The organism is Embleya sp. NPDC059213, from assembly GCF_042754445.1.
In the GTDB taxonomy this organism is placed as follows: Bacteria; Actinomycetota; Actinomycetes; order Streptomycetales; family Streptomycetaceae; genus Embleya.
The window spans coordinates 1-21110 of sequence record NZ_JBHZAV010000052.1 but is presented as its reverse complement, the minus strand read 5'-3'; the positions used below and the strand labels follow the sequence as shown (position 1 = coordinate 21110).

The 21110-nt window shown below is 70.5% G+C and carries 19 protein-coding genes, 1 tRNA gene and 1 pseudogene; 7 read left to right on the top strand and 14 right to left on the bottom strand.

Going from position 1 to position 21110, the window contains the following annotated elements; all coding sequences use genetic code 11:
• The first annotated feature begins 5 nt into the window (after positions 1-5).
• A complete protein-coding gene (locus ACFXMF_RS20615) occupies positions 6-275 on the top strand; it encodes a hypothetical protein (RefSeq protein WP_360308329.1) in 270 nt (89 codons plus the stop codon).
• Between the two features lie 174 nt (positions 276-449).
• Here ACFXMF_RS20615 and ACFXMF_RS20610 read toward each other — a convergent pair.
• Together ACFXMF_RS20610 and ACFXMF_RS20605 are read right to left on the bottom strand one after the other, a co-directional pair.
• Positions 450-523, bottom strand: a tRNA-Met gene (locus tag ACFXMF_RS20610).
• Positions 524-632: 109 nt separating this feature from the next.
• On the bottom strand, positions 633-3614 hold the full coding sequence (locus ACFXMF_RS20605) for a UPF0182 family protein (RefSeq protein ID WP_379991124.1): 2982 nt from the start codon (positions 3612-3614) through the stop codon (positions 633-635).
• Positions 3615-3806: 192 nt separating this feature from the next.
• Between ACFXMF_RS20605 and ACFXMF_RS20600 the strand changes: the two genes are divergently transcribed.
• A complete protein-coding gene (locus tag ACFXMF_RS20600) occupies positions 3807-4349 on the top strand; it encodes a PPA1309 family protein (RefSeq protein WP_360308323.1) in 543 nt (180 codons plus the stop codon).
• A 25-nt stretch (positions 4350-4374) separates the two neighbouring features.
• Here ACFXMF_RS20600 and ACFXMF_RS20595 read toward each other — a convergent pair whose 3' ends face one another.
• The 4 genes from ACFXMF_RS20595 to ACFXMF_RS20580 all read right to left on the bottom strand — a co-directional run bounded on the left by ACFXMF_RS20595 (position 4375) and on the right by ACFXMF_RS20580 (position 7612).
• The gene (locus ACFXMF_RS20595; protein ID WP_379991125.1) at positions 4375-5427 is read right to left on the bottom strand and encodes a PDZ domain-containing protein; all 1053 of its coding nucleotides are present in this window, start codon (positions 5425-5427) and stop codon (positions 4375-4377) included.
• A 47-nt stretch (positions 5428-5474) separates the two neighbouring features.
• Positions 5475-5711 carry a hypothetical protein gene (locus ACFXMF_RS20590; RefSeq protein ID WP_379991126.1) on the bottom strand — a complete coding sequence of 79 codons (237 nt, stop codon included), beginning with the start codon at positions 5709-5711 and terminating at the stop codon, positions 5475-5477.
• Positions 5712-5848: 137 nt separating this feature from the next.
• Complete coding sequence (locus tag ACFXMF_RS20585; protein ID WP_360308314.1) at positions 5849-6310, bottom strand: molybdenum cofactor biosynthesis protein MoaE; 462 nt, start codon at positions 6308-6310, stop codon at positions 5849-5851.
• A 99-nt stretch (positions 6311-6409) separates the two neighbouring features.
• Positions 6410-7612, bottom strand: a complete 1203-nt coding sequence (locus ACFXMF_RS20580; RefSeq protein ID WP_379991127.1) for an NAD-dependent epimerase/dehydratase family protein — start codon at positions 7610-7612, stop codon at positions 6410-6412.
• 263 nt (positions 7613-7875) lie between these two features.
• On the opposite strand from ACFXMF_RS20580, the gene ACFXMF_RS20575 reads away from it, so the two are divergent.
• Both ACFXMF_RS20575 and ACFXMF_RS20570 read left to right on the top strand, forming a co-directional pair.
• Complete coding sequence (locus ACFXMF_RS20575; RefSeq protein ID WP_360308309.1) at positions 7876-9306, top strand: zinc-dependent metalloprotease; 1431 nt, start codon at positions 7876-7878, stop codon at positions 9304-9306.
• The gene (locus ACFXMF_RS20570) at positions 9303-9833 is read left to right on the top strand and encodes an NUDIX hydrolase (protein ID WP_379991128.1); all 531 of its coding nucleotides are present in this window, start codon (positions 9303-9305) and stop codon (positions 9831-9833) included. Before ACFXMF_RS20575 ends, ACFXMF_RS20570 begins: the two co-directional genes overlap by 4 nt.
• A gap of 75 nt (positions 9834-9908) precedes the next feature.
• Here ACFXMF_RS20570 and ACFXMF_RS20565 read toward each other — a convergent pair whose 3' ends face one another.
• From ACFXMF_RS20565 to ACFXMF_RS20550, 4 genes and pseudogenes are all read right to left on the bottom strand, one after another.
• Positions 9909-10664 (bottom strand): AIM24 family protein, encoded by a 756-nt coding sequence (locus tag ACFXMF_RS20565; protein WP_379991129.1) that lies wholly within the window; start codon positions 10662-10664, stop codon positions 9909-9911.
• Positions 10665-10686: 22 nt separating this feature from the next.
• Positions 10687-11373: an AIM24 family protein gene (locus tag ACFXMF_RS20560; RefSeq protein ID WP_360308300.1), complete on the bottom strand. Its 687-nt coding sequence runs from the start codon at positions 11371-11373 to the stop codon at positions 10687-10689.
• A gap of 7 nt (positions 11374-11380) precedes the next feature.
• Complete coding sequence (locus tag ACFXMF_RS20555; protein WP_379991130.1) at positions 11381-13210, bottom strand: TerD family protein; 1830 nt, start codon at positions 13208-13210, stop codon at positions 11381-11383.
• Positions 13211-13645: 435 nt separating this feature from the next.
• Positions 13646-14158, bottom strand: a pseudogene (locus tag ACFXMF_RS20550) (M48 family metallopeptidase); the annotation flags it as partial.
• Between the two features lie 319 nt (positions 14159-14477).
• Between ACFXMF_RS20550 and ACFXMF_RS20545 the strand changes: the two are divergent.
• Together ACFXMF_RS20545 and ACFXMF_RS20540 are read left to right on the top strand one after the other, a co-directional pair.
• Complete coding sequence (locus ACFXMF_RS20545; protein WP_360308294.1) at positions 14478-15584, top strand: ThiF family adenylyltransferase; 1107 nt, start codon at positions 14478-14480, stop codon at positions 15582-15584.
• Complete coding sequence (locus ACFXMF_RS20540; protein ID WP_360308291.1) at positions 15581-16999, top strand: AarF/ABC1/UbiB kinase family protein; 1419 nt, start codon at positions 15581-15583, stop codon at positions 16997-16999. The genes ACFXMF_RS20545 and ACFXMF_RS20540 overlap by 4 nt, the downstream gene beginning before the upstream one ends.
• A gap of 85 nt (positions 17000-17084) precedes the next feature.
• On the opposite strand, the gene ACFXMF_RS20535 is transcribed toward ACFXMF_RS20540, so the two are convergent.
• From ACFXMF_RS20535 to ACFXMF_RS20520, 4 genes are all read right to left on the bottom strand, one after another.
• Entirely contained in the window at positions 17085-17306 is a 222-nt protein-coding gene (locus ACFXMF_RS20535; protein WP_355541032.1) for a hypothetical protein, read from the bottom strand.
• A 59-nt stretch (positions 17307-17365) separates the two neighbouring features.
• Positions 17366-17704, bottom strand: coding sequence for a WhiB family transcriptional regulator (locus tag ACFXMF_RS20530; RefSeq protein ID WP_026218651.1), 339 nt, complete (start codon positions 17702-17704; stop codon positions 17366-17368).
• 138 nt (positions 17705-17842) lie between these two features.
• Positions 17843-18280, bottom strand: coding sequence for a hypothetical protein (locus tag ACFXMF_RS20525; RefSeq protein WP_379992681.1), 438 nt, complete (start codon positions 18278-18280; stop codon positions 17843-17845).
• Between the two features lie 166 nt (positions 18281-18446).
• Positions 18447-20639, bottom strand: coding sequence for an ATP-dependent DNA helicase UvrD2 (locus ACFXMF_RS20520; RefSeq protein WP_360308285.1), 2193 nt, complete (start codon positions 20637-20639; stop codon positions 18447-18449).
• Between the two features lie 148 nt (positions 20640-20787).
• Here ACFXMF_RS20520 and ACFXMF_RS20515 point away from each other — a divergent pair, with 148 nt between their 5' ends.
• Entirely contained in the window at positions 20788-21057 is a 270-nt protein-coding gene (locus tag ACFXMF_RS20515) for a mycoredoxin (protein ID WP_360308282.1), read from the top strand.
• The last annotated feature ends 53 nt before the right edge of the window (positions 21058-21110 follow it).

Sequence of the window (21110 nt, the reverse complement as noted above, 5' to 3'; positions counted from 1 at the left end):
GCGTCGTGGTCATATCAGGAATGGACCATCCGAGCATGCCGCGCCGAGTCCCGGTTCCACCGATGGACGTCGGCCGAAGCGGCGTGGGCGAGCGCCTCGAGAGGCACCTCGCCCTCATCGGTCGCGCCTCCACGCAGGAGACGGCGAGCAGTCTCGAATCGGCCGCCATCATCCAGAGCCTGGCCCCGCGCAACGAGTCGCGCGGCCACCGACTGGCGCGCGTCACGCTGATGGCTCCGCTGCGCGCCAAGCGCCGCCGCCAGATCGCGCTCTAGTCCGGCACCCCTCAGCCCGTGCGCCACCCCGACGCACCGCGTCGGGCCATGCCGTCACGTCCGGTCGGGCCCGCACCGGATCCGACCGAACGGACTCGACGACACCGGGACACGAACACGACATACGCGAGAGGCCCGGTTCCGAAGAACCGGGCCTCTCGCGTGTTTCCCAAGTAGCGGGGACAGGATTTGAACCTGCGACCTCTGGGTTATGAGCCCAGCGAGCTACCGAACTGCTCCACCCCGCGATGCGTTGTGCCTTGAGCTTACGTGACCGGTAGCCGCACACCAAATCGATAACGCGACGGGCCCGCCCCCGAAGGGAGCGGGCCCGCCTCGTGCGTCATGCGCCGTCGATCACGGCTTCGGCGTCGCGCCGGTCGCCGGAGCCCCCGTCGCCGGGGGTGTCCCGGTCGCCGGCGGCTTGGCCGCCGCCTGCTCGGCCGCGATGGCCTTGTTCACGGCCGCCTGCAGGCGCTTCTGCGCCTCGCCGTACTTGGCGAAGTCACCCGCCTTCAGGGCCGCGTCCGCTTCCTTGAGCGCCGCGTTGGCCTCGTCCAGCGCCTGCTTGACCGTCGGGTTCTCGGTCGTCGGCGGCGGCGTGGTCCCCGTCGTCGGCGGTGGCGTGCCGGTGGTCGGCGGTGTACCGGTCTCCGGTGGCACCGTCGTGGTCGGCGCGCCACTGAACACCTTGGTCAGCGCCTGATCGAGGGTGTCCTCGAAGGCGATGCTGCCGCCGTAGGAGACCAGCACCTTCTGCAGGACCGGATACGAGCCCGGCGCGTTGGCCCGGACGTACACCGGTTCCACGTACAACATGCCGCCGCCCACGGGCAGGCTGAGCAGGTTGCCGTAGACCACCACCGAGTCGCCCCGCTGCAGGATGTTGATCACCTGTGCGACCGCTGCGTTCGACTTGAACTGGTTCTGCATCTGGTCCGGACCCAGGATCGCCGTGTTCGGCGGCAGACTCAGGAGTCTGATCTTGCCGTAGCCGGGTGATCCGGGTTCCGAGTTCACCGCCATGAAGGCGGCCAGGTTCTGCCGTTCCTTCGGCACGAACGTGCTGGTGAGCTGGAACGACTGCTGCGCGTCGGGAGCGCCGCCCGGTGTCGCCGACGGCATCTTCATCGACAGGTAGTACGGCGGCTGGTCGCCGGAACCCGGTGCCTGGCCCGTCGGGTCCTTCGGGACCTTCCAGAAGTCGGAACCGTTGAAGAACGTCCGCGGGTCGGTCACGTGGTAGCGGGTCAACAGATCGCGCTGCACCTTGAACAGGTCCTGCGGGTAGCGCAGGTGCTCCATCAGGGTCGGCGGGATCGCGTTCTTCTTCTTGACCGTGTTCGGGAAGGCCTTCATCCAGGTCTTGAGGACCGGATCCTTCTCGTCCCACTGGTAGAGCCGGACCGAGCCGTCGTAGGAGTCGACCGTCGCCTTCACCGAGTTGCGGATGTAGTTGACGTTGCCGGTGTTGCCGACCGCGCCCCGGGCCCGGTCCTCGGCGTTGAGCGAGTCCGCGGTGGCATCGCCCAGCGTGGTGCGCGTCGCGTACGGATAGCCGTTGCTGGTCGTGTACGCGTCGACGATCCACTGCACCTTGCCGTTTATCACGGCCGGGTACGGGTCGCCGTCGATGGTCAACCAGGGAGCGACCGCCTCGACCCGTTCCTTGGGCGTGCGGTTGTACAGGATCCGCGAATCCTTGTTGATCGTGTCGGAGAGCAGGATGTTGCCCTCCTGGAACTTCGTCGCGTACAGCAGCTTGTTGAACATGCCGCCGATCGGGACGCCGCCCTTGCCGTTGTACGTGTAGGTGGCCTGACCGGACGCGGTGTCGGTCGGGTAGTCCACCTCCGTCGGCGTGGTGTTCTTGGGCGCACCCACGATCGAGTACTCGGTCGTGGACTCGCCGAAGTAGATCCGCGGCTGGTACGGACCGAGCGGGCTGGGCGTCTCCGCCTCCTGCGCGTCCGTGCGGATGTTGCCCTCGATGTAGACGGGCTTGCCCTCGCGGTCCACCCGGGTGCCCTCGGCCGCGACGACGCCGTAGCCGTGGGTGTACTTGGTGTGGTCGTTGACCCAGTTGTGGGTCTGACCGCCCTTCGGGTTCAGCTCGCGCAGCGCGATCACGGTGTCCTGCATCTTGCCGTCGATCATGTAGCGGTCGACGTCGAGCGTGGTCTGGAAGCCGTAGTACTGCCGGAGCTGCTGCATCTGGTTGAACGTCGGCGAGACGATGTTCGGGTCGAGCAGTCGGATGCTGGCCGTGTTCGCGGCCTGGTCCTTGAGCTCGGGCTTGGCCTCGACGTTGCCGTCGTACTTCTCCGGCTCCACCGCGTCGATGCCGTACGCGTCGCGCGTCGCCTGGATGTTGCGCTCGATGTACTTGGCTTCCTTGGCCTGCTGGTTCGGCTTGACCTGGAAGCGCTCGACGATCGCCGGGTAGAGCCCGCCGATGAGCACCGCGGACAACACCATCAGGCCGAAGCCGATGATCGGCAGTGCCCAGGTGCGGCGGAAGACGTTGACGAAGAACAACGTCGCGCAGATCAGCGCGACGATGAACAGGATCGTCTTGGCCGGCAATACCGCGTGCGCGTCGGTGTAGCGCAGACCGGTGAATTGCGACGCCTGCTTGAAATCACCGGAGGAGACCGCGAGCGAATAGCGGTCCAGCCAGTACGCGACGGCCTTGAACAACACGAAAAGACCGAGCAGCAGCGAAAGATGCGCCTGCGCGGCCGGTGTCGCCCGCGAGCCCGGGCTCTGCACCCGAAGTCCGCCGTAGAGGTAGTGCGTGATCACCGCGAGGACGAGGCCGACGACGACCGCGACGAACGCGAAATTGATCAGGAATCGATAGAACGGCAGGTCGAACGCGTAGAACGACACGTCCTTGTGGAACTGCGGATCCTTGGTTCCGAACGACACGCCGTTCACGAACTGGAGCCACGTCTTCCACTGCCCCGACGCCGAGGTGCCGGCGATGATGCCGATGACGACCGACAGGCCGATCAGCAACCACGTACGGAACGGGGTGATCGCCGACCGGTAGCGGTCGAGACTCTGCTGCTCCAGCGACATCCCCCGGAACGCCGGTCGCAGCCGATAGGCGACATACACGTTGGCGCCGACGACCACGGCCATGAGCAGACCGAACACCAGGAACAACCCGATGCGCGTCCACAACTTGGTCGTGAATACGTTTCCGTAGCCGACCGACTTGTACCAGAGCCAATCCGTCCAGAAATTCGCGAACAGCACCCACGCGACAACGATCACCACGAGGATGGCCAGCGTCAGGAGCAGGGTTCTGGACCTGCGGGACGGAGCTCCCATTCTGATCCGACGGCCACCTGAGCCGCCTCGTTCGGGCATCTGAAAAACCAAGGGTGCGCACCTCGATCATTACCTGGACGCGCCCGGTCGGCGCTCGATGGGTCAACTTACCGAGACAGGACGTGGTTCCCCACCGACACGGCCGATACAGGGTCGTGATCCGCCGTGGGGCGAAGACGGGAAGATGGGGTCATGACCGTTGCACTCACCCAGGCCCTCGTCGAGATCGAACGCCACGTGGCGGCGTACGGCTGGGACCAGCAGGCCCGCCTGTACGCGCTCGTGGACACCGCGGAATTGGCCCGTACCGAACCCGACCTCGCGGCGCAGCTCGGCTTGTCCGCCGACCGTGACGCGCCCATCGACACCCTGACACCGATCGAGCAGGAAGAGGTCCCCGAGAACGTCGCGATCGACGAATTCCTGGCGAGCATCGCCTGGCCCGAGGCCGTGCTCGGCTGCGCGCTCGTGGTCGAGCGGCTGATGTTGCCGCCGTCCGCCGAGGCGAGCATGCCCGCGGTGGGCAGTGATCGCGAGATCCACGAGTGGGTCGCGTCGCACCCGCAGCGCCAGGAGGTCCGGCTCGCCGTCGGCGTGCTGCGCGACGGTTCGCGCGAGTCGGCCGTGCGGCTGCGGGACAAGGACGACGACTCCGAGGTGCTCTCCGGCGCGGACCTGGTGCCGGGGCTGGCCGAGGCGCTGTTGGCGACGTTCGGCGAGGGCGACGAGGAGTAGTCCGCGTCGAGGGGGTTCGCACCGGTCACGCATGACATTCCGTCAAAGTGCCCTGGCCGGTGCGGATCGTCTCCAGCGCCTTGAGCGCGTCGTCCAGCGTCTCCACCTGGACCAGGGTCAGCCCGCCCGGCTTGGTCTGCGCGGCGGAGGCGCAGTTGGCCTTGGGCGTGAGGAAGTACTTGGCGCCCTGGCGGCGGGCCCCGATGGTCTTCATCTGGATGCCGCCGATCGCGCCGACCTTGCCCTCGTCGTCGATGGTGCCGGTGCCGGCCACGAACTTGCCGCCGGTCAGGTCGCCGGGGCTGAGCTTGTCCACGATGCCGAGCGCGAACATCATCCCCGCGCTCGGGCCGCCGACGTCCTCCAGGTGGATCTCCACCTTGAACGGGAATTTGGGCAGGATGCCCGGCGTGATGCCGACCAGGGCCCGGCCGTCGTCCTCGGCCTTGCGGGTGACCACCTGCACGTCGCGCCGGGTGCCGCGGGCGTCCGCGGGGTTGACGGTGAGCGTGACGCTCTCGCCGGCCCGGTGCTTGGTGATCGTCGCGGCGACGTCCTCGGCCTTGGTGATCGGCGTGCCGTCCACGGCCAGGATGATGTCGCCGGCGTGCAGCTTGCCGAGCGCGGGTGCGTCCTTGGCCACGGTGGCCACGATCACCTGCTTCTCGACCGGGATGCCGAGCGCCGCGAACGCCGCCACCTTGGCGTGCTCCTGCGACGAACTGAACTCCTCGGCGTTCTCCCGCTCGACCTCGGCTGCGGACTTGTCGTCGGGGTACAGCGACTTCTTGAGCACCACGTCCGCGTCGCCCTTGACCCAGCCGGCGAGCGCGTCGAGCAGCGGCATGTCGTAGGACTTGTTGGTCACCGACACGGTGGTCATGTTCAGGTGACCGCTCGTGGGATACGTCTCGTGGCCCGAGATCTCGATGACCGGCTTGCCGCCTTCGTCACCGAGCGTGTTGTACGTGGGCCCGGGGCTCAGCTCGGCATAGGGCACCGGCGCGAACAGGACGGCGCAGGCCAGGGCCAGCAGCAACAGCCCCGAGACGACCAGTGTGGCGGTGCGGCGCGACATGCGCCCGACCCTACGGCACCCGGGATTTCCCGGTGCGGCCCGGGCCGTCACGGGCTTTCGAGGCCCGGTTCCGGGGTGGGTTCGGCGGGGGCGTCGGGAAGGGGTTCGGGCCGGACCGGGGTCGCCGTGCGGACCCGGTCCAGGGCCGCGCTCCACTCCGCGAAGTCCGACATCGAGTCGTGCATGTTCGGCGTCCGAAACGACCGGCAGGTCCACGCCGCCCAGCTCACCGCGATCACCAGCGCCACCCCCGGGATGGCCCACCACCATGCGACCGACGCCATGACGTACTCCGTCCACGGGAGGGGGAGGCTGACGGCTTAAATCATATGTATGTGGTGGTGATGGTGCATTTCCGCTGCTCCGAGGCGGGTGGGGCCTCGGTGGCGCACGGGATTCGCGCGGCCGTGGGGGGTCGGTCTCAGCAGGCGCCGACCCAGTCCGAGTCGCCGTCCACGAAGTGCTGGAGCTTCCAGATCGGCACCTCGTGCTTGAGCTCGTCGATCAGCCGTCGGCAGGCGGCGAACGCTTCGGCGCGGTGCGGGCACGAGACGGCGACCACGACCGCGAGGTCGCCGATCTCCAGCCGGCCGACCCGGTGCACCGCGGCCATCGCGCGCACGGGCAGATCGGCCGCGATCTTCTCCATCACCCGACGCAGCTCGTCCTGGGCCGAGGGGTGTGCGGAGTATTCCAGCGCGGTGACCGAGCGTCCGCTGTCGGCGTTACGGACCGTGCCGACGAACAGGTCCGTGCCGCCCGCGGACGGGTCGCCGACGGCGGCGAAAACCTCTTCGACGGACAACGGCGTGTCGCGGATCTCGGCGATGCGGATGACGTCCATACCGGGCAGTATCGCGCGCGGCGGGCCGGCACCGATCATGCCGGTCCCCCGTTCACCGCCGTTCGGCGCGTGCGCGTGCGTGCGGTCGCCCTGTCCGCGAGTGCCTGCCGCCTTCGCCGGGCGCTCGCGGACGGCGGCTCAGAAGCCGCGGCGTCGACGGCGGACCTTGCGCACGATCGCGGCGGTGCCCACCAGGGCCACCGTCGCACCCGCCGCACCGAGCGTGGTGGCGTCCTTGCGACCGAGCCGGCGGGCCACCAGCGCATGCCGGCCGTCGACGTCCTCCAGGAGCACCGCGAAGGCCGCCTCGTTGGTCCACGCCGGTCGCCAGCCCGCCACGCGCAACCGTTCGGAGGAGACCACCCAGCCGTGCATCGTGTACGCCAGGTCGCCCGCCGGGGCGGGGGTGATGCCCAGCCGGTGCAGCCGTTCGGCGGTGCCCAGCGCCAGCGACGCGGGCAACTCCATCCGGCGCATCCCGGACAGCTCCTCGATCTCCTCCTGCTCCAGCCAGCCCTCGGAGCCGACCGTGACCACACCCTCGACCCGGCCCAGCGCGGCGAATTCCAGCGCGGAGGCGAGGTCGTCCAGGTGGCAGAACTGCCAGCGGGGCTGCCCGCCGGAGACCACCAACAGGCGCGGCGCCTCGAAGTGCCGGGTCATCACGCTGTCCGCCTCGGGCCCGCCGACCAGGGTCGCCGGGCGGACCACGGTGACCTTGACGTGCGGGTGGGCGCGCGGGGTGCGCTCGGCCAGTTCCTCGATCTCCAGGAGATCGCCGACCAGCGAGGCGTCCGCCGTCGCGCGCAGCGGCGCGTCCTCGGCGAGCGGTACGGCGTTGTCCGGCAACGCCCCGTAGACCATCGCCGAGGTGCACAGCACCACCCGGGGCACCCGGGCCGCGGCGGCGGCGGTCAGCACGGTCTGCGTGCCGCGCACGTTGCGCGCGCCGCGGGCCCGGGGTTCGGAGTCGAGCGACATGTCGAGCGCGAGGTGCACCACCACGTCCACGCCCTCCAGCCGACCGGCCAGCGCGGGATCGCGGACGTCCATGATCCGCCACTGGGCGCCGGGAATCTCGCCGCGCCGCTCGTCGATCGCGATCAGACGTTTCACCTGGTCGTTCGTGGCCAGAAGCGAGGCGACGCGATGACCGAGGCCGGCCGCGGCACCGGTGACCGCGACGACCGGGCGCACCCGGGGCACACTCTTGTCCGAGGGCTGGTCCGAGGCCGAGGCGTTGGGCTCCGGAGCGGTCTCCGAGGCATCGGTCCCGGTGCCATCGCTCGTGCTCTCCCGCCCGCTCCGCCCAGAGCGAACGCGTGGGGGCTGGGAACTCACTGGCGGTCTCCCGTGGTTAGTTTGGTACGAGCGGTTCGTCAAGAAAGGTACGCGCGACTGCTTGCCTTTCCTGTCAGTGTCCGCGATCCATCCTGCCGGAGGTGTTGTTGTGATCTTCACGCCAGGCGCGAATCGGCGCTCCTGCGGCGTTGCCTCCGGCCGGGACGGCGGGCAGGCCGAGCGAGACGAGGTAACCGTGAGTCAGCATCGAGTGGTCGGGCCCGAGGGCGCCGCACACGTGGACAACGTAGAGGGGCCCAACCATGGCTGACTTCCCCTTCGGCTTCGGCAAGCCCTCGGGCGACGACGATCCCAATCGCCCCGGCGGTGGTTCCGGTGGCTCGAACCCCAATGACCCGTTCGGCTTCGGCGCGGCCGGCGGCGACCCCAACAATCCGTTCGGCGCGTTGTTCGGGCAGATGAACCAGGCGGATCTGGGCGCGGCCTTCCAGCAGCTCGGCAAGCTGCTGTCCTACGAGGGCGGCCCGGTCAACTGGGACCTGGCCCGGGACATCGCCCGGCAGACGGTGGCCCAGCAGGGCGACGCGTCGATCGGCGCGGTCGAGCGTGGTGGCGTCGAGGAAGCCGTGCGGCTGGCCGAGCTGTGGCTGGACGCGGCCACGTCGCTGCCCTCCGGGGTGAGCACCACCGCGGCCTGGAGTCGCGCGGAGTGGATCGAGGCGACGCTGCCGCAGTGGCGCGCGCTGGTCGAGCCGCTGGCGACCCGGGTGGTCGCGGCCATGGGCGAGATGATGCCCGACGAGATGCAGAGCATGGCCGGGCCGCTGCTGGGCATGATGCGCGGCATGGGCGGCGCGATGTTCGGCGCCCAGGTCGGGCAGGCGTTGGGCGCGCTGGCCGGCGAGGTGGTCGGTTCGACCGATGTCGGGCTGCCGATCGGACCGGCGGGCAAGGCCGCGCTGTTGCCGGCCAACCTGACCGCGTTCGGCGAGGGCCTGTCGGTACCGCAGGACGAGGTCCGGCTGTACCTGGCCCTGCGCGAGGCGGCGCACCAGCGTCTGTTCGCGCATGTGCCGTGGTTGCGGCAACACCTGTTCGGCGCGGTCGAGGCGTACGCGCGGGGCATCAAGGTGGACATGAGCCGGCTGGAGGAGGCGGCGGGGCGGATCGACCCGAGCAACCCCGAGGCGCTCCAGGAAGCCTTCGCGCAGGGTCTGTTCGAGCCCGAGGAGACGCCGGAGCAAAAGACCGCGTTGGCGCGCCTGGAAACGGCGCTGGCGCTGGTGGAGGGCTGGGTGGACGCGGTCGTGCACAGCGCCGCGGAGTCTCGGCTGCCCTCGGCCGGCGCACTGCGCGAGACGCTGCGTCGGCGGCGCGCGACCGGTGGCCCGGCAGAGCAGACCTTCGCCACGCTGGTCGGCCTGGAGCTGCGCCCGCGCCGGTTGCGTGACGCGGCACGGCTGTGGGCCTCGCTCGCGGACGCCCGCGGCGTCGACGGCCGGGACGCGGTGTGGCAACACCCGGATCTGCTGCCGACCGCCGACGACCTGGACGACCCGGACGGCTTCGTGCACCACGCCGAGCTGGACCTGTCCGGTCTGGACGCCGAGCTGGACGCGGACCTGGACAAGCTGGAGTCGACCGGCGACAAGGCGAGCGGCGACGACGGCGACGAGCCGGAAGGCAAGAACGACAAGGACGGCAAGGACGGCGGCACGGGGTCCGGCGCGTGAGCCTACGGCTCGACGCGGTCGACGTGCTGGCGAAGTGGGAGGCGCCCGACGATCGGGCGGACCGCTTGCGTCACGCCTACCTGACACACCTGGCCGCACATGAGGACGGCATGCTCAAGGCGTGTCCGCACGCGCACGTGACGGCGAGCGCGGTGATCGTGGACGCGGCCCGGGAGCGAGTGCTGCTTACCCTGCACGCGAAGATCCGCAAGTGGTTGCAGACCGGTGGGCACTGCGAGCCGGTGGATCGCACGCTGGCCGAGGCGGCGCTGCGCGAGGCCCGCGAGGAGTCCGGAATCACCGGCCTGACCCTGCTCGCCGGGGGCGCGCCGGTCGTCCTGGACCGGCACGACACGCCGTGCGCGGTGCACCTGGACGTGCAGTACGTCGCGCTGGCCCCGCCCGGTTCGACCGAGCTGATCAGCGACGAGTCGTTGGACCTGCGGTGGTTCGCGTTCGACGCGCTGCCCACCGAGACGGACGACTCGGTCCGGGCGCTGGTGGCCCGGGCCCGCGAGGTGTGCTGAGCGCCGCGACGCCACACCACGAGGGGCGCCGCCACCGATCCCGGTGGGGCGCCCCTCGGCGTGGACGGTTGCCGGCTACTGGCCCCAGGTGTTGCCCCGGACGCCGCCGTCCTGTCCCAGACCTCGGTTGGCCAGGTATCCGCCGGCCGAGATGAACTCGACGGGCGGCAACATCTCGCTGGGCTGGACCACGACGTAGCCCTCGCCCGTGAAGCACATGTTCCAGCCCTCGCCGGTGCCCCGACGGCGGCGGTAGATCCGCGCCGAGTTGGTCTGCGCCTGCATGTTGATCGACAGCCTGGTGCTCCAGGCGATCACCGCGTCGGCGTCCGCGAACACCTCGGTGCCCTGGGTGGCCCGCATGATCAGCGGCTTTCCGGAGGTCATCAGCGCGATCTTGCCGTTGCCGCTGATGTCCAGGTTGTAGGAACCGGCGCCGGCGACCGACTGCGCGCTCTCGATCGCGACCACGTTCCAGCTCAGGGTGCTGTCCAGGGCCAGCACGTACTGGCCGTCCACGGTCAGGCCCTCGAAGTCGAGGTCGAGCACGTGGATCGACTGGGCCATGTTGGCCAGCCACATGGTTCCCGTGCCGTGGGCACGCATGAGGTTGAGCTGTTCGCCTGTCGCCGCGGCGGCCTGCTGCTCGGCGCCGGAGCGCATGTTCCCGTCGAAGTCGATCGCGCCCTGGTAGGCGACCATCGAGCCGACCCGGGCCAGACAGTGGTCCGGCAGTCCGTTGCCGAGCTGGACCTTGAGCATGTGCGCGTTCTGCAGACTGAACCGCTCGGGCGTCTGCGTGGGTGCGTGACCGAAAAGCGAGCTTTGCACGGTATTCCTCCTTCGCTCGCGGTCAGCCGCGCACGTGGAAACGGTCGGTGGCGTCCTCGGCCGGTTGCACGACGACGAAGCCGTTGCCCTTGAAGGACACCTGCATCGCCTCGCCGGAACCGCGCCCGACGATGCCGCCGAGCCGCATCGAGCGCTTGGTGCCGACCTTGAGGCTGGTGCTCCAGGCGACCAGCGCGTCCGGGTCGACGTAGGTCTCGCGTTCGGCCGGATTGAGCACGACCGGCGTGCCGCGCGTGGTGATCGCGACCCAGCCCTGACCGGAGAGCTCCATGTTGAACAGGCCGTTGCCGCTGAACTTCGCGGTGACCCCGCTCACCATCTTGATCCGGTGTTCCAGGTTTTCGTCGAACGCGAGGATGTTGCTCGCGTTGACCGACAGCCCCTCGCCCTGGTTGAGCTGCATGATGGCCACGTCCGCGCCGTAGTCGGCGAAGTAGATGTCGCCCTGGCCGGTGCAGCTCATCAGTTGCATGCGCTCGCCGGTGATGCCGCTGGTCACTCGGCGCTGCGCGCCCTGGCCGTAACCGGCGAACCGGATGTAGCCCTCGTAGGCGATCATCGCGCCCTGCTTGGCCAACACGCCGGGCGAGCCGGGCTGGATGTTGACCCGACAGATCTTGTTGCCGTGCGCGCTCATCCGGGCCTGAGGGGCGGTCTGCCCGTACGCGGCGATCAGTTGCTGATCCATGTTCCCCTCACACCTCGTAGGGCTGGACGACGATGAAGTTGTTGCCGCCGGGCGGGCAGCGGAACTGCAGGTTGACCGTCTCGCCGCTGTGCCCGGGGAAGGCGGTCCGGCGCAGCCGCATCTGGGTGGTGGTGGAGACGTCCATGTCGGTCCACGCCACGATCGCGTTGCTGTCCGCGAAGGTCGGGCCCTGGACCGGGAGCACCAGCGGGATGCCCTGGGTCTTGACCACCACCGTGCCCTGACCGCTGAAGGTCTGCGCGAACAGCGCGCCGCCGGGGATGCCCACACCCTCGACCCGGGCCGGTTCGATGGTCAGGCCCTCGTCGAAGGCGAGCACGTTGGCCACGTTGACGAACAGCTTGTTGCCCTGGAGTTCGACCAGGTGCAGGTGGGCCGCGTCCTCGGCGAAGAACACCTCGCCGTTGCCCTCGCAGCGCATCAGTTCGAGCGACTGGCCGGTCTGCCGGTTGTCGTACCGGCTGCGCAGGCTCTGCCCCTGGAACTTGAACTTCACGTCGCCCTGGTAGGCCACCATCACGCCTTGGCGGGCGATCACCTTGCCGCCGGAGACGTCGACCCGAACCATCTTGGCGTTCTGCTGGGCCCAGCGGCCGCCGGCGGGCACCTCGCGGTACTGGTCGATGCCGTACTGGAAGGCCGGCTCGGGCGAGGCGATGCCCACTCCCTGCATGCCGGGCGGCGGGCCCTGCATCGGCGGACCCTGCATGCCGGGCGGCGGTCCGGGCGGGCCACCGGGCACCGGCATCTGGAGCGTGGGCTGCATCTGGCCGGGCTGACCGGCTCCCGGGTAGCCGCCGGGTCCGGGCGGGCCGGGCGGCGGGTAGCCCCCGGGGCCGGCCGGCGGCGGGTAGCCCCCGGGCTGACCCATGCCGGGCGGTGCGGGCGGTGCCATGTGGCCCTGGTGCGGCGTCTGGTTCGGGTAACCGCCGGGACCGGGCGGGCCGGGCGGCGGCGGGTAGCCACCGGGCGCGCCGTGCGGCGGGGTGCCGGGGTGCTGGTTGTACTGCGGCGGGCCGGGGGGCGGCGGGTAGCCGCCGGGGGCACCGTGCGGCGGGGCGCCGGGCTCCTGGTACTGCGGCGGGATGGGCGGGCCGCCGTGCATCGAGCCGACCGGTTGCGGTGCGCCGGGCGGCGGACCGAAGTTCGGCGCGGGCGGCGGCGGACCGCCGCCGGGCGGGCCGAACGAGGGCGCGGGCTGCTGGTGCGGCATCCCGCCGCCGGGCGGGGCGAATCCGGGGGCGGCGCCGGAGGGCACCGGGTCCGGCTTGGGCGCCTCGTCCGGCTCGTCCTCGGCAACCTCGCCACCGAAGTTCTCCAGGAGCGCGCGCAGCCCGCCGTCGAAGCCCTGGCCGACGGCGGAGAAGCGCCAGACGTCCTTCTTGTATACGTCCGCGATCATCACGGCACGCTCGGTGCTGAACTCGCGCCCGGTGAAGGAGTAGCGCGCGACCTCCTGGCCGCCCGCCACGATCCGCAGGTAGCCGGACGCGACCTGGGACATCACGCCGTCGCCGTCGATGGTCGCGGTGAACGCGAGCTTGTTGACGTTCGGCGGGACCCGGTCGAGTGTGACCCGGAAGGACTCGGTGTCGCCGGCCTGCGCGCCGAGGAGTTGGATCGACTCCTCGGGCGACTTGGGCTGGTTGAAGAAGATGAAGTACCGATCGTCGGACAGCCGTTCGCCCGCGTCCAACCCGAAGCACGCGATGTCGAACGTCAGCCCGGGGCTGTCCAACTGCACCCCGACATACAGATCGGTCCCCGCGGTCAGGTCGGACAGCTTCGACTTCTGTCCCTTCCTGAACTCGACCACTGTGTGGCTCCCTTCCCCGCTTTTCCGCCACCGGCGGTGCGGGCGCCCACCACCTGGGTCCCCGCCGCGCTCGGCACGCTACAACATCGGATCCGCCCCGGTCCGGGTACGGCACAACGCTCGACGGCATTCTCGTAGCGCCGACGAGCGATTCCCCACGACCGGTTCCCGGTGGCGTACGCGCCTCACGCTATACGTCCGAATCCGGCACCGCGACGACTCGTGCGGGCCGGATCCGGGTCAGTCGCGAGGCTTGCGGCCGGCGCGATCGCGGGTTGTCCCGGCGCGTGTACCGTCCGCAGCCGCGGTGCCCTTGCGGGCTGCGCGCGGGCTCGGCGCGGCGCCTCGGCCGCGGCCGGTCGGCGCCGGTTCCGGCTGCGCCGCCTCCGGCGCGCCGGCCGGGGTTTCCACATCGTCCTTGTCGTCGCTCATCGCCAGTCCGCTCGCGGCCGCGACACCCTCCAGATATCCACGCGCGCGTTCGGTGCGCGGATATGCGGCGAGCAGGGTCCAAAAGCGTGGCCCGTGACCGGGCACCAGCAAATGCGCGAGTTCGTGCAGCAATACATAGTCGACGACATGAGTCGGCATGCCACGCAGTCGGGTGGAGAGCCGAATCGTGCCGTCGATCGGCGTGCACGAACCCCAGCGGGTGTTCTGGTTGCCCACCCAGCGCACGCTCGCCGGCTCCGCCCGCCCGTCCAGATAGCGGGCGGACAACTCCCGGGCCCGCACCGCGAGGTCCTCGTCGCTGGGGCGTCGGCGCCGCTCCTGCGCGGCCAGACGCTCCAGCATCACGCCGACCCAGCGTTTCTCCTCGGTCTGCGTCATCCGGCCGGGGAGCAGGACCACGGTGCGATCCCCGTCCCGGTATGCCGACACGGTTCGTTTCCGTCGGGCGCTGCGACGCACCTCGACGGCACCCTGGTAGGGGGCTCCGGACAGCATGTCGTGTCCGGCCCCGGGATCCGCGACCACAACCAGGACGTTAACCGACCGCACCGACAGGGCGCCCCCACTTCGGGCCGGCCGGGGATATTCGATACCGCCCGATCTCGCATCGCGGCGCGGGCATAAGCACTATTCGTTCGATAGTTCCCATTCCATTCCTCGCCGCCCAATATTTCCAAATAGCATATTCATACGCCGCCTGTGGACGACGAAATACCCGAGGAGCCGCAGCCGGGCACGCTGGGGTCGGCCGAGCCGTCCCGCCGATCTCGGCCGCCGCCCCGGTTCCCCGTGCGCCGTTCCTCGGAGGTCTCCCATGCGCCCGCTCCTCAAGCCCGCCCTGCGTCGGTTGTGGCGCGATCGACAGACGCTGCAACTGGGCCTGGATCCACGCCGGGCGGTGCTGCTCGGCGGGCTGGACCCGACCACCACACGGTTCGTCGAGCAGTTGGACGGCACCCGCGACCTGGACCGGACCTGGGAGCTGGCGGAACGGGTGGGGCTGGGCCGCGGGCGCGCCGAGGCGGTGCTCGACCTGCTGGCTCGCGAGGGGGTTCTGGAGGACGCCTCCGGGCGGCCCACCCCGGTGCCCGTGTTGCCTCGCGAGCGGGCCCGGCTGGGTCCCGACCTGACCTCGCTCACCCTGCTGCACGGCAGCGGCGACGCGGGGCTGGCCGCCCTGGATCGACGGGCGGGGGCGGTGGTCGCGGTGCACGGCGCCGGTCGGGTGGGCGCGGCGGTGGCCGGGCTGCTCGCCGCCGCCGGGGTGGGCCACGTGGTGCCCGCGGACCGCCGGCCGGTGCGCCCGGGCGACGCGGGGCCGGTGGCGTTCGGCTGGGACGAGGAGCGCCCGCGTCGGGAGACCACGGTCCGGGCGGCGCTGCGCCGCCTGGCTCCGGGCGTGCGGTGTGCGCTGCCCGCCGGACGCGGCACCCCCGACGTCGCGGTGCTCGTGCCGGAGGGCCGCCCGGATCCGGCGCCGGGTGCCCGGCTGGTCCGGCAGCGGGTCCCGCATCTGTACGCGGACATCCGCGAGACCACCGGGGTGATCGGACCGTTCGTGCTGGTGGGACGGTCGGCCTGCGGGCGCTGCCTGGATCTGGCCCGCAGCGACCGCGATCCCGGTTGGCCGCGCCTGCTCGCCCAACTCGCGGCGGCACCCGCGCCCGGCGACGCCCCGTGTGACGTGGTGCTCGCCACCGAGGTCGCGGCCCGGGCCGCCCTGCAGGTGCTCACCTTCCTCGACGGCGCGCTGCCCACCACCGTCGACGGCACGGTGGAGATCGAGCTGCCGGACGGCCTGACCCGGCGCCGAAGCTGGTCCCCGCACGCCCGCTGCGACTGCCGGGCCACCCACCCGGCGCAAGAGGTGGGGCCCATCACACATGCTGCGGCCTCGGGTCGGACACAATGGGTCGCGTGAGCGATCTTCCGCGCAGGGCCGTGACCCGCACCGCCAAGCTCGCGTCCCTCCCCTTGGGGGTGGCCGGCCGGGCGACACTGGGCCTGGGCAGGCGCATCGGTGGCAGACCGGCCGAGATCGTCGCCGCCGAACTCCAGCAGCGCACCGCGCAACAACTGTTCAAGGTGCTCGGCGAGTTGAAGGGCGGCGCGATGAAACTCGGGCAGGCCCTGTCGGTATTCGAGGCCGCGCTGCCCGAGGAGGTGGCCGGGCCCTACCGCTCGGCGCTGACCAAGCTCCAGGACGCGGCGCCGCCGATGCCGGCGCGTACCGTGCACAAGGCGCTCGCCGAGAATCTCGGCGACGACTGGCGCACGCTGTTCGAGGAGTTCTCCGAGGCCCCCGCCGCTGCCGCCTCGATCGGCCAGGTGCACCGGGCGGTCTGGCACGACGGGCGCGTCGTCGCGGTCAAGATCCAGTATCCCGGGGCCGGCGACGCGTTGATCTCCGACCTCAACCAGCTCGGCCACGTCGCGCGCTTCGCCGGCGCGCTGATCCCGGGCATCGACGTCAAGCCGCTGATCGCCGAGCTCAAGGCCCGGGTCGCCGAGGAGCTGGACTACCAGCTCGAAGCGGAGGCGCAGACCGCGCACGCGGTGGAGTTCGACGGCGACCCGGACATCTTCGTGCCGCACGTGGTGCACCAGACCGAGCGGGTGCTGATCACCGAGTGGATGGACGGCAAGCCGCTGTCCCAGGTGATCGACAAGGGCAGCCGGGAAGAGCGCGACCGGGCCGGGCACATGCTCAGTCGCTTCCTGTTCTCCGGCCCCGCGCGCACCGGCATGTTGCACGCGGACTCGCACCCGGGCAACTTCCGCCTGCTCGCCGACGGACGGTTGGGGGTGCTGGACTTCGGCACGGTCAACCGGCTGCCCGAGGGGCTGCCCGAACCGATCGGCCGGGCGTTTCGGCTCGCGCTCGACGGTGACGCGGAGAGCGTGATGCAGGTGCTCCGCACCGAGGGCTTCGTCAAGCCGTCGATCCGGCTGGACGCGGCCGAAGTCCTGGACTACCTGCTGCCGTTCCTGGAGCCGGCCGAGGCCGAGGAGTTCACCTTCACCCGGGCCTGGATGCGCGAGCAGGGCGCGCGGATCGGCGACCCGCGCAATCCCGCGTCCGCGCTGGCCCGGCAACTGAATCTGCCGCCGAGCTATCTGCTCATCCACCGGGTCACGCTGAGCACGATCGGCGTGTTGTGTCAGCTCGGCGCGACCGCGCCGTTCCGCGAGGAGTTGGCCACCTGGTTGCCCGGCTTCGCCGAAGAGGACTTCGAGGCCGAGGAGTTCGACTTCTCCATCGAGGACGGCGACGAGGCCGAGGAGATCGAGGGCATCGACGGCGTCGAGAACTCCGGGGGTGCCGCCGGGCGTTAGGCCCGGCCGGCATCCCCGAACCGCCGAAGGGCGGGCATTCCCCGAGGGGAGTGCCCGCCCTTCGGCGTGCCGCGCACCGGCTCTGCTACATCACCGCGATGGCGAGGGCCCGGCGTGCCCGCATGGAGGCGACCTCCGCCCGACGACGCATCCTGCGCGCCATCCGGACGTGGTACGCCCTGCGTTGGAGCTCCGCTTCACGGAGCTGTTGATCCATCTGAGCCCTCGCGAGGGCTTCGTTGATGAGATGCAACTCCCTGCTCCTGTCATTGGGCAAAACTGCGTTCGTGTCGTGGATGTGCTTCATGGGTTCCTGCGCGTACGTGGTGCGTCGGGTGCTCGTGCGTCGGGGTCCTGCGGGCGGGGTCACGCGGCGACCTCCGTCTTGCGCGGACGGCCACGGGGACGCTTGCGGGCGACGACGACGCCCTGCACGAAGAGCTCGCCACCCCAGACGCCCCAGGGCTCGCGGCGCTCGAGCGCGCCCTGCAGGCACATCTCGCGCACGGGGCACTCCCGGCAGAGGGCCTTCGCGTATTCGACGTCCTCGGGGGACTCGGCGAAGAAGACCTCGGGGTCGTAGGAACGGCAGGGGATCGTGGACTCGAGCTGCTCGACGTCCTCGAAAGCGGTAAGGGTCATCAGGTCTACCTCCGATGTCGCTGTGGCTGTGCTGCCGGGTGCGGGGGGTTTGCCGTGGGGCACGTGGTGCTCCTGTGATTCGTGGGACTCGTGTCCCCGGTGGTCGCTACTCGGTGCTGCTGACAGCCGACAAAAGACAAGGGCCGCGGATCCCGGTGTTCGGGATTCCGCGGCCCTGGAGGGTGCCGACCTGACGTCTCGTCAGGTCCTGTTCCTCCAGGACGGATACCCGTTGTTACCGGCAAAACCGGCCATGGTCATTCCATTGGCCTGCTGCGATTCCTGCGCCTGCGCCTGCGCCTGCTCACAAGCCGCCGCGCTCGACGGTCGCTCGTTGCGACGCGTCTTTGCTGCCTGCTCGCCTTGCCACGGACCCTCGGCGCTGCCCGCCAGACCGACCGGACCTGAGGCACCTGCGGCTGCGGACGCACCACTGCCGTTGCCACGCAGTCGCGCGGCGGCGGTGATCAGGGCATCGGTCCCGGCATAGGACAGATCCACGGGGAGTCCGACCAGGCCGGACTTGGACAGGGAGAGATCGGCATGCGACAGCTTGGCGGAGCCCACCGACACCACGACCGAAGCGGCGGCGAACGCCTGACGCTGGGCTTTCAAGTTCCTGGTAATCACGACGTTCACCTCCTTTCGAGAGGGCTTCGGGGCAACACCGCAGGGGTGCTTCCAAGTTTCATGGACGAGCACGGTCGAACGTTCCGACCGTGCTCGTGAGCGTAGATGCGGTTCGGAGCAGGACGCAAACGATTTATTGCATGGCCCTCGTCACTCGAGGGAAACCCCTCGGAATTCACTCCCCGGCGGGAGCATCCTCGTCCTCCGGGATGTGCTCGAAGTCGTCCGGTACGGGCTCGCCCACCAGGTCGTGGCCGGCACACAGCGCGAGCACGTCGTCACCGAAACGCTCCAACTTGGTCCGGCTCACCCCCGGAATGGCGGCCAGTTGGCGCTCGTTGAGCGGCCGGGTCTCCGCGATCGCGGTCAGCGTCGCGTCGGTGAAGACGACGAACGCGGGCTGGCTCTGTTCCTGCGCCCGCCCCAGCCGCCACTCCCGCAACTGCTCGAACAGGAACTCGTCGACATCCGAGGGGCAGTCCAGGCAGCGGCCGATCTTGCGCTCGGCGGCGTCCTGGAGCGCCCGTGCGCAGACCCGGCAGCGCACCGGGCCCACCTTGCGCCGGGGCCGAGTCGTACCGTCCGCACCGCGGCCCGCACTCGAGGCGCGGAACGTGTCCGGCCGGCCGGAGTCCGAGCCGGACGAACCGCCCACCCCGCGCAGCCCGTCCAGGAAGCGGGAAGCCTTGCGCGCCCGCCCGCCGGGGGTGCGGGCCTGCGCCCAGGACAGCGACAGTCGCTCGCGGGCGCGGGTCACCCCGACGTAGAGCAGCCGCCGCTCCTCCTCGATCTTGTCCGGGGTGTCCGCGTAGGCGATCGGCATCATGCCCTCGTTGAGGCCGACCAGGAACACCGCGTCCCACTCCAGGCCCTTGGCCGCGTGCAACGACGCGAGCGTGACCCCCTCCACCGTCGGCGCGTGTTGCGCGTTGGCCCGCTCGGCCAGTTCGACGGTGAAATCGCGCAGGGTCGCCTCGGGCCGCTTGGCCGCGAACTCCTCGGCGAGCCGCAACAACGCGGCCACCGACTCCCACTTCTCCCGGGCCTGGCCGGAACCGGCGGGTGCTTCCGCGCTCCATCCGGTGTTGCCCAGTACCGCGCGCACCTCGCCCGGGAGCGAGCCGGCCTCCGATTCGGCGCCGCCCGAGATGGCGTGTGCGCGCAGGAAGCCCATCGCCTGGCGGACCTCGGCCCGCTCGAAGAAACGCTCGGCGCCCTTGAGCAGATACGCCACGGATCGATCGGCGAGCGCCTGCTCGTACGCCTCGGACTGCGAGTTGGTCCGGAACAACACCGCGATCTCGGCCGGCCGCACACCCTCCTCGATCAGCGCGTGGATCTGCTTCGCGGTGCTCTCCGCCTCGGCCTGTTCGTCGGCGTGCTCGACGAAACGCGGGGCCGGGCCCTCGCCGCGCTGCGAGATCAGTTGCAGCCGGTGCTTGGCCGCCTCGCCCGAGGCGTGCGCGAGCAGCCGGTTGGCCAGGCCCACCACCTGGGGGGTGGACCGGTAGTCGCGGACCAGCTCGACCAGTTCGGCGTCCGGATACCGGCGGCGGAAGCCGAGCAGGTAGCCGGGCGTCGCGCCGGTGAACGAGTAGATCGTCTGACTCGCGTCGCCGACCACGCACAGGCTGCGCGCCTGGTTCGCCCACAGGTCCAGCAGTCGCTGCTGGAGCGGGTTGACGTCCTGGTACTCGTCCACGGTGAAGTGCCGGTACTGCGCCTGGACCGCCTCGCGCACCTCGGGGCGCTCGTCCAGCAGGCCGATGGTGAGCAGCAACACATCCTCGAAGTCCATCCGGCCCTTGCCGGACTTGATCTTCTCGTAGGCCGCGTAGACGTGGGCGATCTCGCCGGCCGCGCGCGGCGGCTTGCGGCTCGCGGCGAGCACCGCGCGCGGATAGTCGTCCGGCGCGGTCTGGGTGGCCTTGGCCCACTCGATCTCGCCGGTGATGTCGCGCAGCTCGGCCCGATCGGCCCGCAGTCGGCAGTGTTGCACCGCGTCGCGGACCAGCATGATCTTGGTCTCCACGAGCTGGGGCGGCGCGCCGCCGAAGACTTTCGGCCAGAAGTAGGACAACTGGCGCAGGGCCGCCGAGTGGAACGTGCGCGCCTGCACGCCGGGCACACCCAGGTCGCGCAGCCGACCGCGCATCTCCGCCGCGGCGCGCGCGGTGAAGGTGACCGCCAGGGTCTGCCCGGGCTGCATCGCGCCGGTCAGCACCCCGTAGGCGATGCGATGGGTGATCGCCCGGGTCTTGCCGGTGCCCGCGCCCGCCAGTACGCACACGGCGCCGTCGACGGCCTTGGCCACCCGCCGCTGCTCGGGATCGAGCGCGTCCAGGACGTCGTCGGGGGAAGCGATCATCGACCCATCCTCTCAGGCATCCCGACGACGCGAGGCCGGTTGTGCACAGCGCCCGGATCGTGCACAGGCGCGGAATCAAACCGATCGCGCGCACGTTGGCGAGGTGAACAGCCGTTCCCGGACCGGGCGAACAAAGGAGTGCATGACGATGTCGGCCCCCGTGACGATGTACAGCACGACGTGGTGCGGCTACTGCCGCCGGCTCAAGAGCCAGATGGAGCGCGAGGGCATCGCCTACACCGAGGTGAACATCGAGCACGACCCCGCGGCCGCCGACTTCGTGATGAGTGTGAACGGCGGCAACCAGACGGTGCCGACGCTGGTGATCCTGCCGGCGGGCGGCGGGGAACCGCTGTGGACCGCGACCAACCCCAGCCTCGCCCAGGTCAAGGCCGCCGTCGCGGAGGTCGCCGCCTGAGTGCGGTCGATCCCGACGAGTGCCGCGGCCCGCGACGGATTCCCGTCGCGGGC

Bases quoted from the DNA above. Each gene is read 5' to 3' on its own strand.
- ACFXMF_RS20595 (WP_379991125.1), bottom strand. From the start codon at position 5,427: ATGTCGCGCCGCACCGCCACACTGGTCGTCTCGGGGCTGTTGCTGCTG.
- ACFXMF_RS20560 (WP_360308300.1), bottom strand. From the start codon at position 11,373: ATGGATCAGCAACTGATCGCCGCGTACGGGCAGACCGCCCCTCAGGCC.
- ACFXMF_RS20535 (WP_355541032.1), bottom strand. From the start codon at position 17,306: ATGAAGCACATCCACGACACGAACGCAGTTTTGCCCAATGACAGGAGC.
- ACFXMF_RS20515 (WP_360308282.1), top strand. From the start codon at position 20,788: ATGTCGGCCCCCGTGACGATGTACAGCACGACGTGGTGCGGCTACTGC.
- ACFXMF_RS20545 (WP_360308294.1), top strand. From the start codon at position 14,478: ATGCGCCCGCTCCTCAAGCCCGCCCTGCGTCGGTTGTGGCGCGATCGA.
- ACFXMF_RS20590 (WP_379991126.1), bottom strand. From the start codon at position 5,711: ATGGCGTCGGTCGCATGGTGGTGGGCCATCCCGGGGGTGGCGCTGGTG.
- ACFXMF_RS20605 (WP_379991124.1), bottom strand. From the start codon at position 3,614: ATGGGAGCTCCGTCCCGCAGGTCCAGAACCCTGCTCCTGACGCTGGCC.
- ACFXMF_RS20585 (WP_360308314.1), bottom strand. From the start codon at position 6,310: ATGATCGGTGCCGGCCCGCCGCGCGCGATACTGCCCGGTATGGACGTC.
- ACFXMF_RS20600 (WP_360308323.1), top strand. From the start codon at position 3,807: ATGACCGTTGCACTCACCCAGGCCCTCGTCGAGATCGAACGCCACGTG.
- ACFXMF_RS20520 (WP_360308285.1), bottom strand. From the start codon at position 20,639: ATGATCGCTTCCCCCGACGACGTCCTGGACGCGCTCGATCCCGAGCAG.
- ACFXMF_RS20575 (WP_360308309.1), top strand. From the start codon at position 7,876: ATGGCTGACTTCCCCTTCGGCTTCGGCAAGCCCTCGGGCGACGACGAT.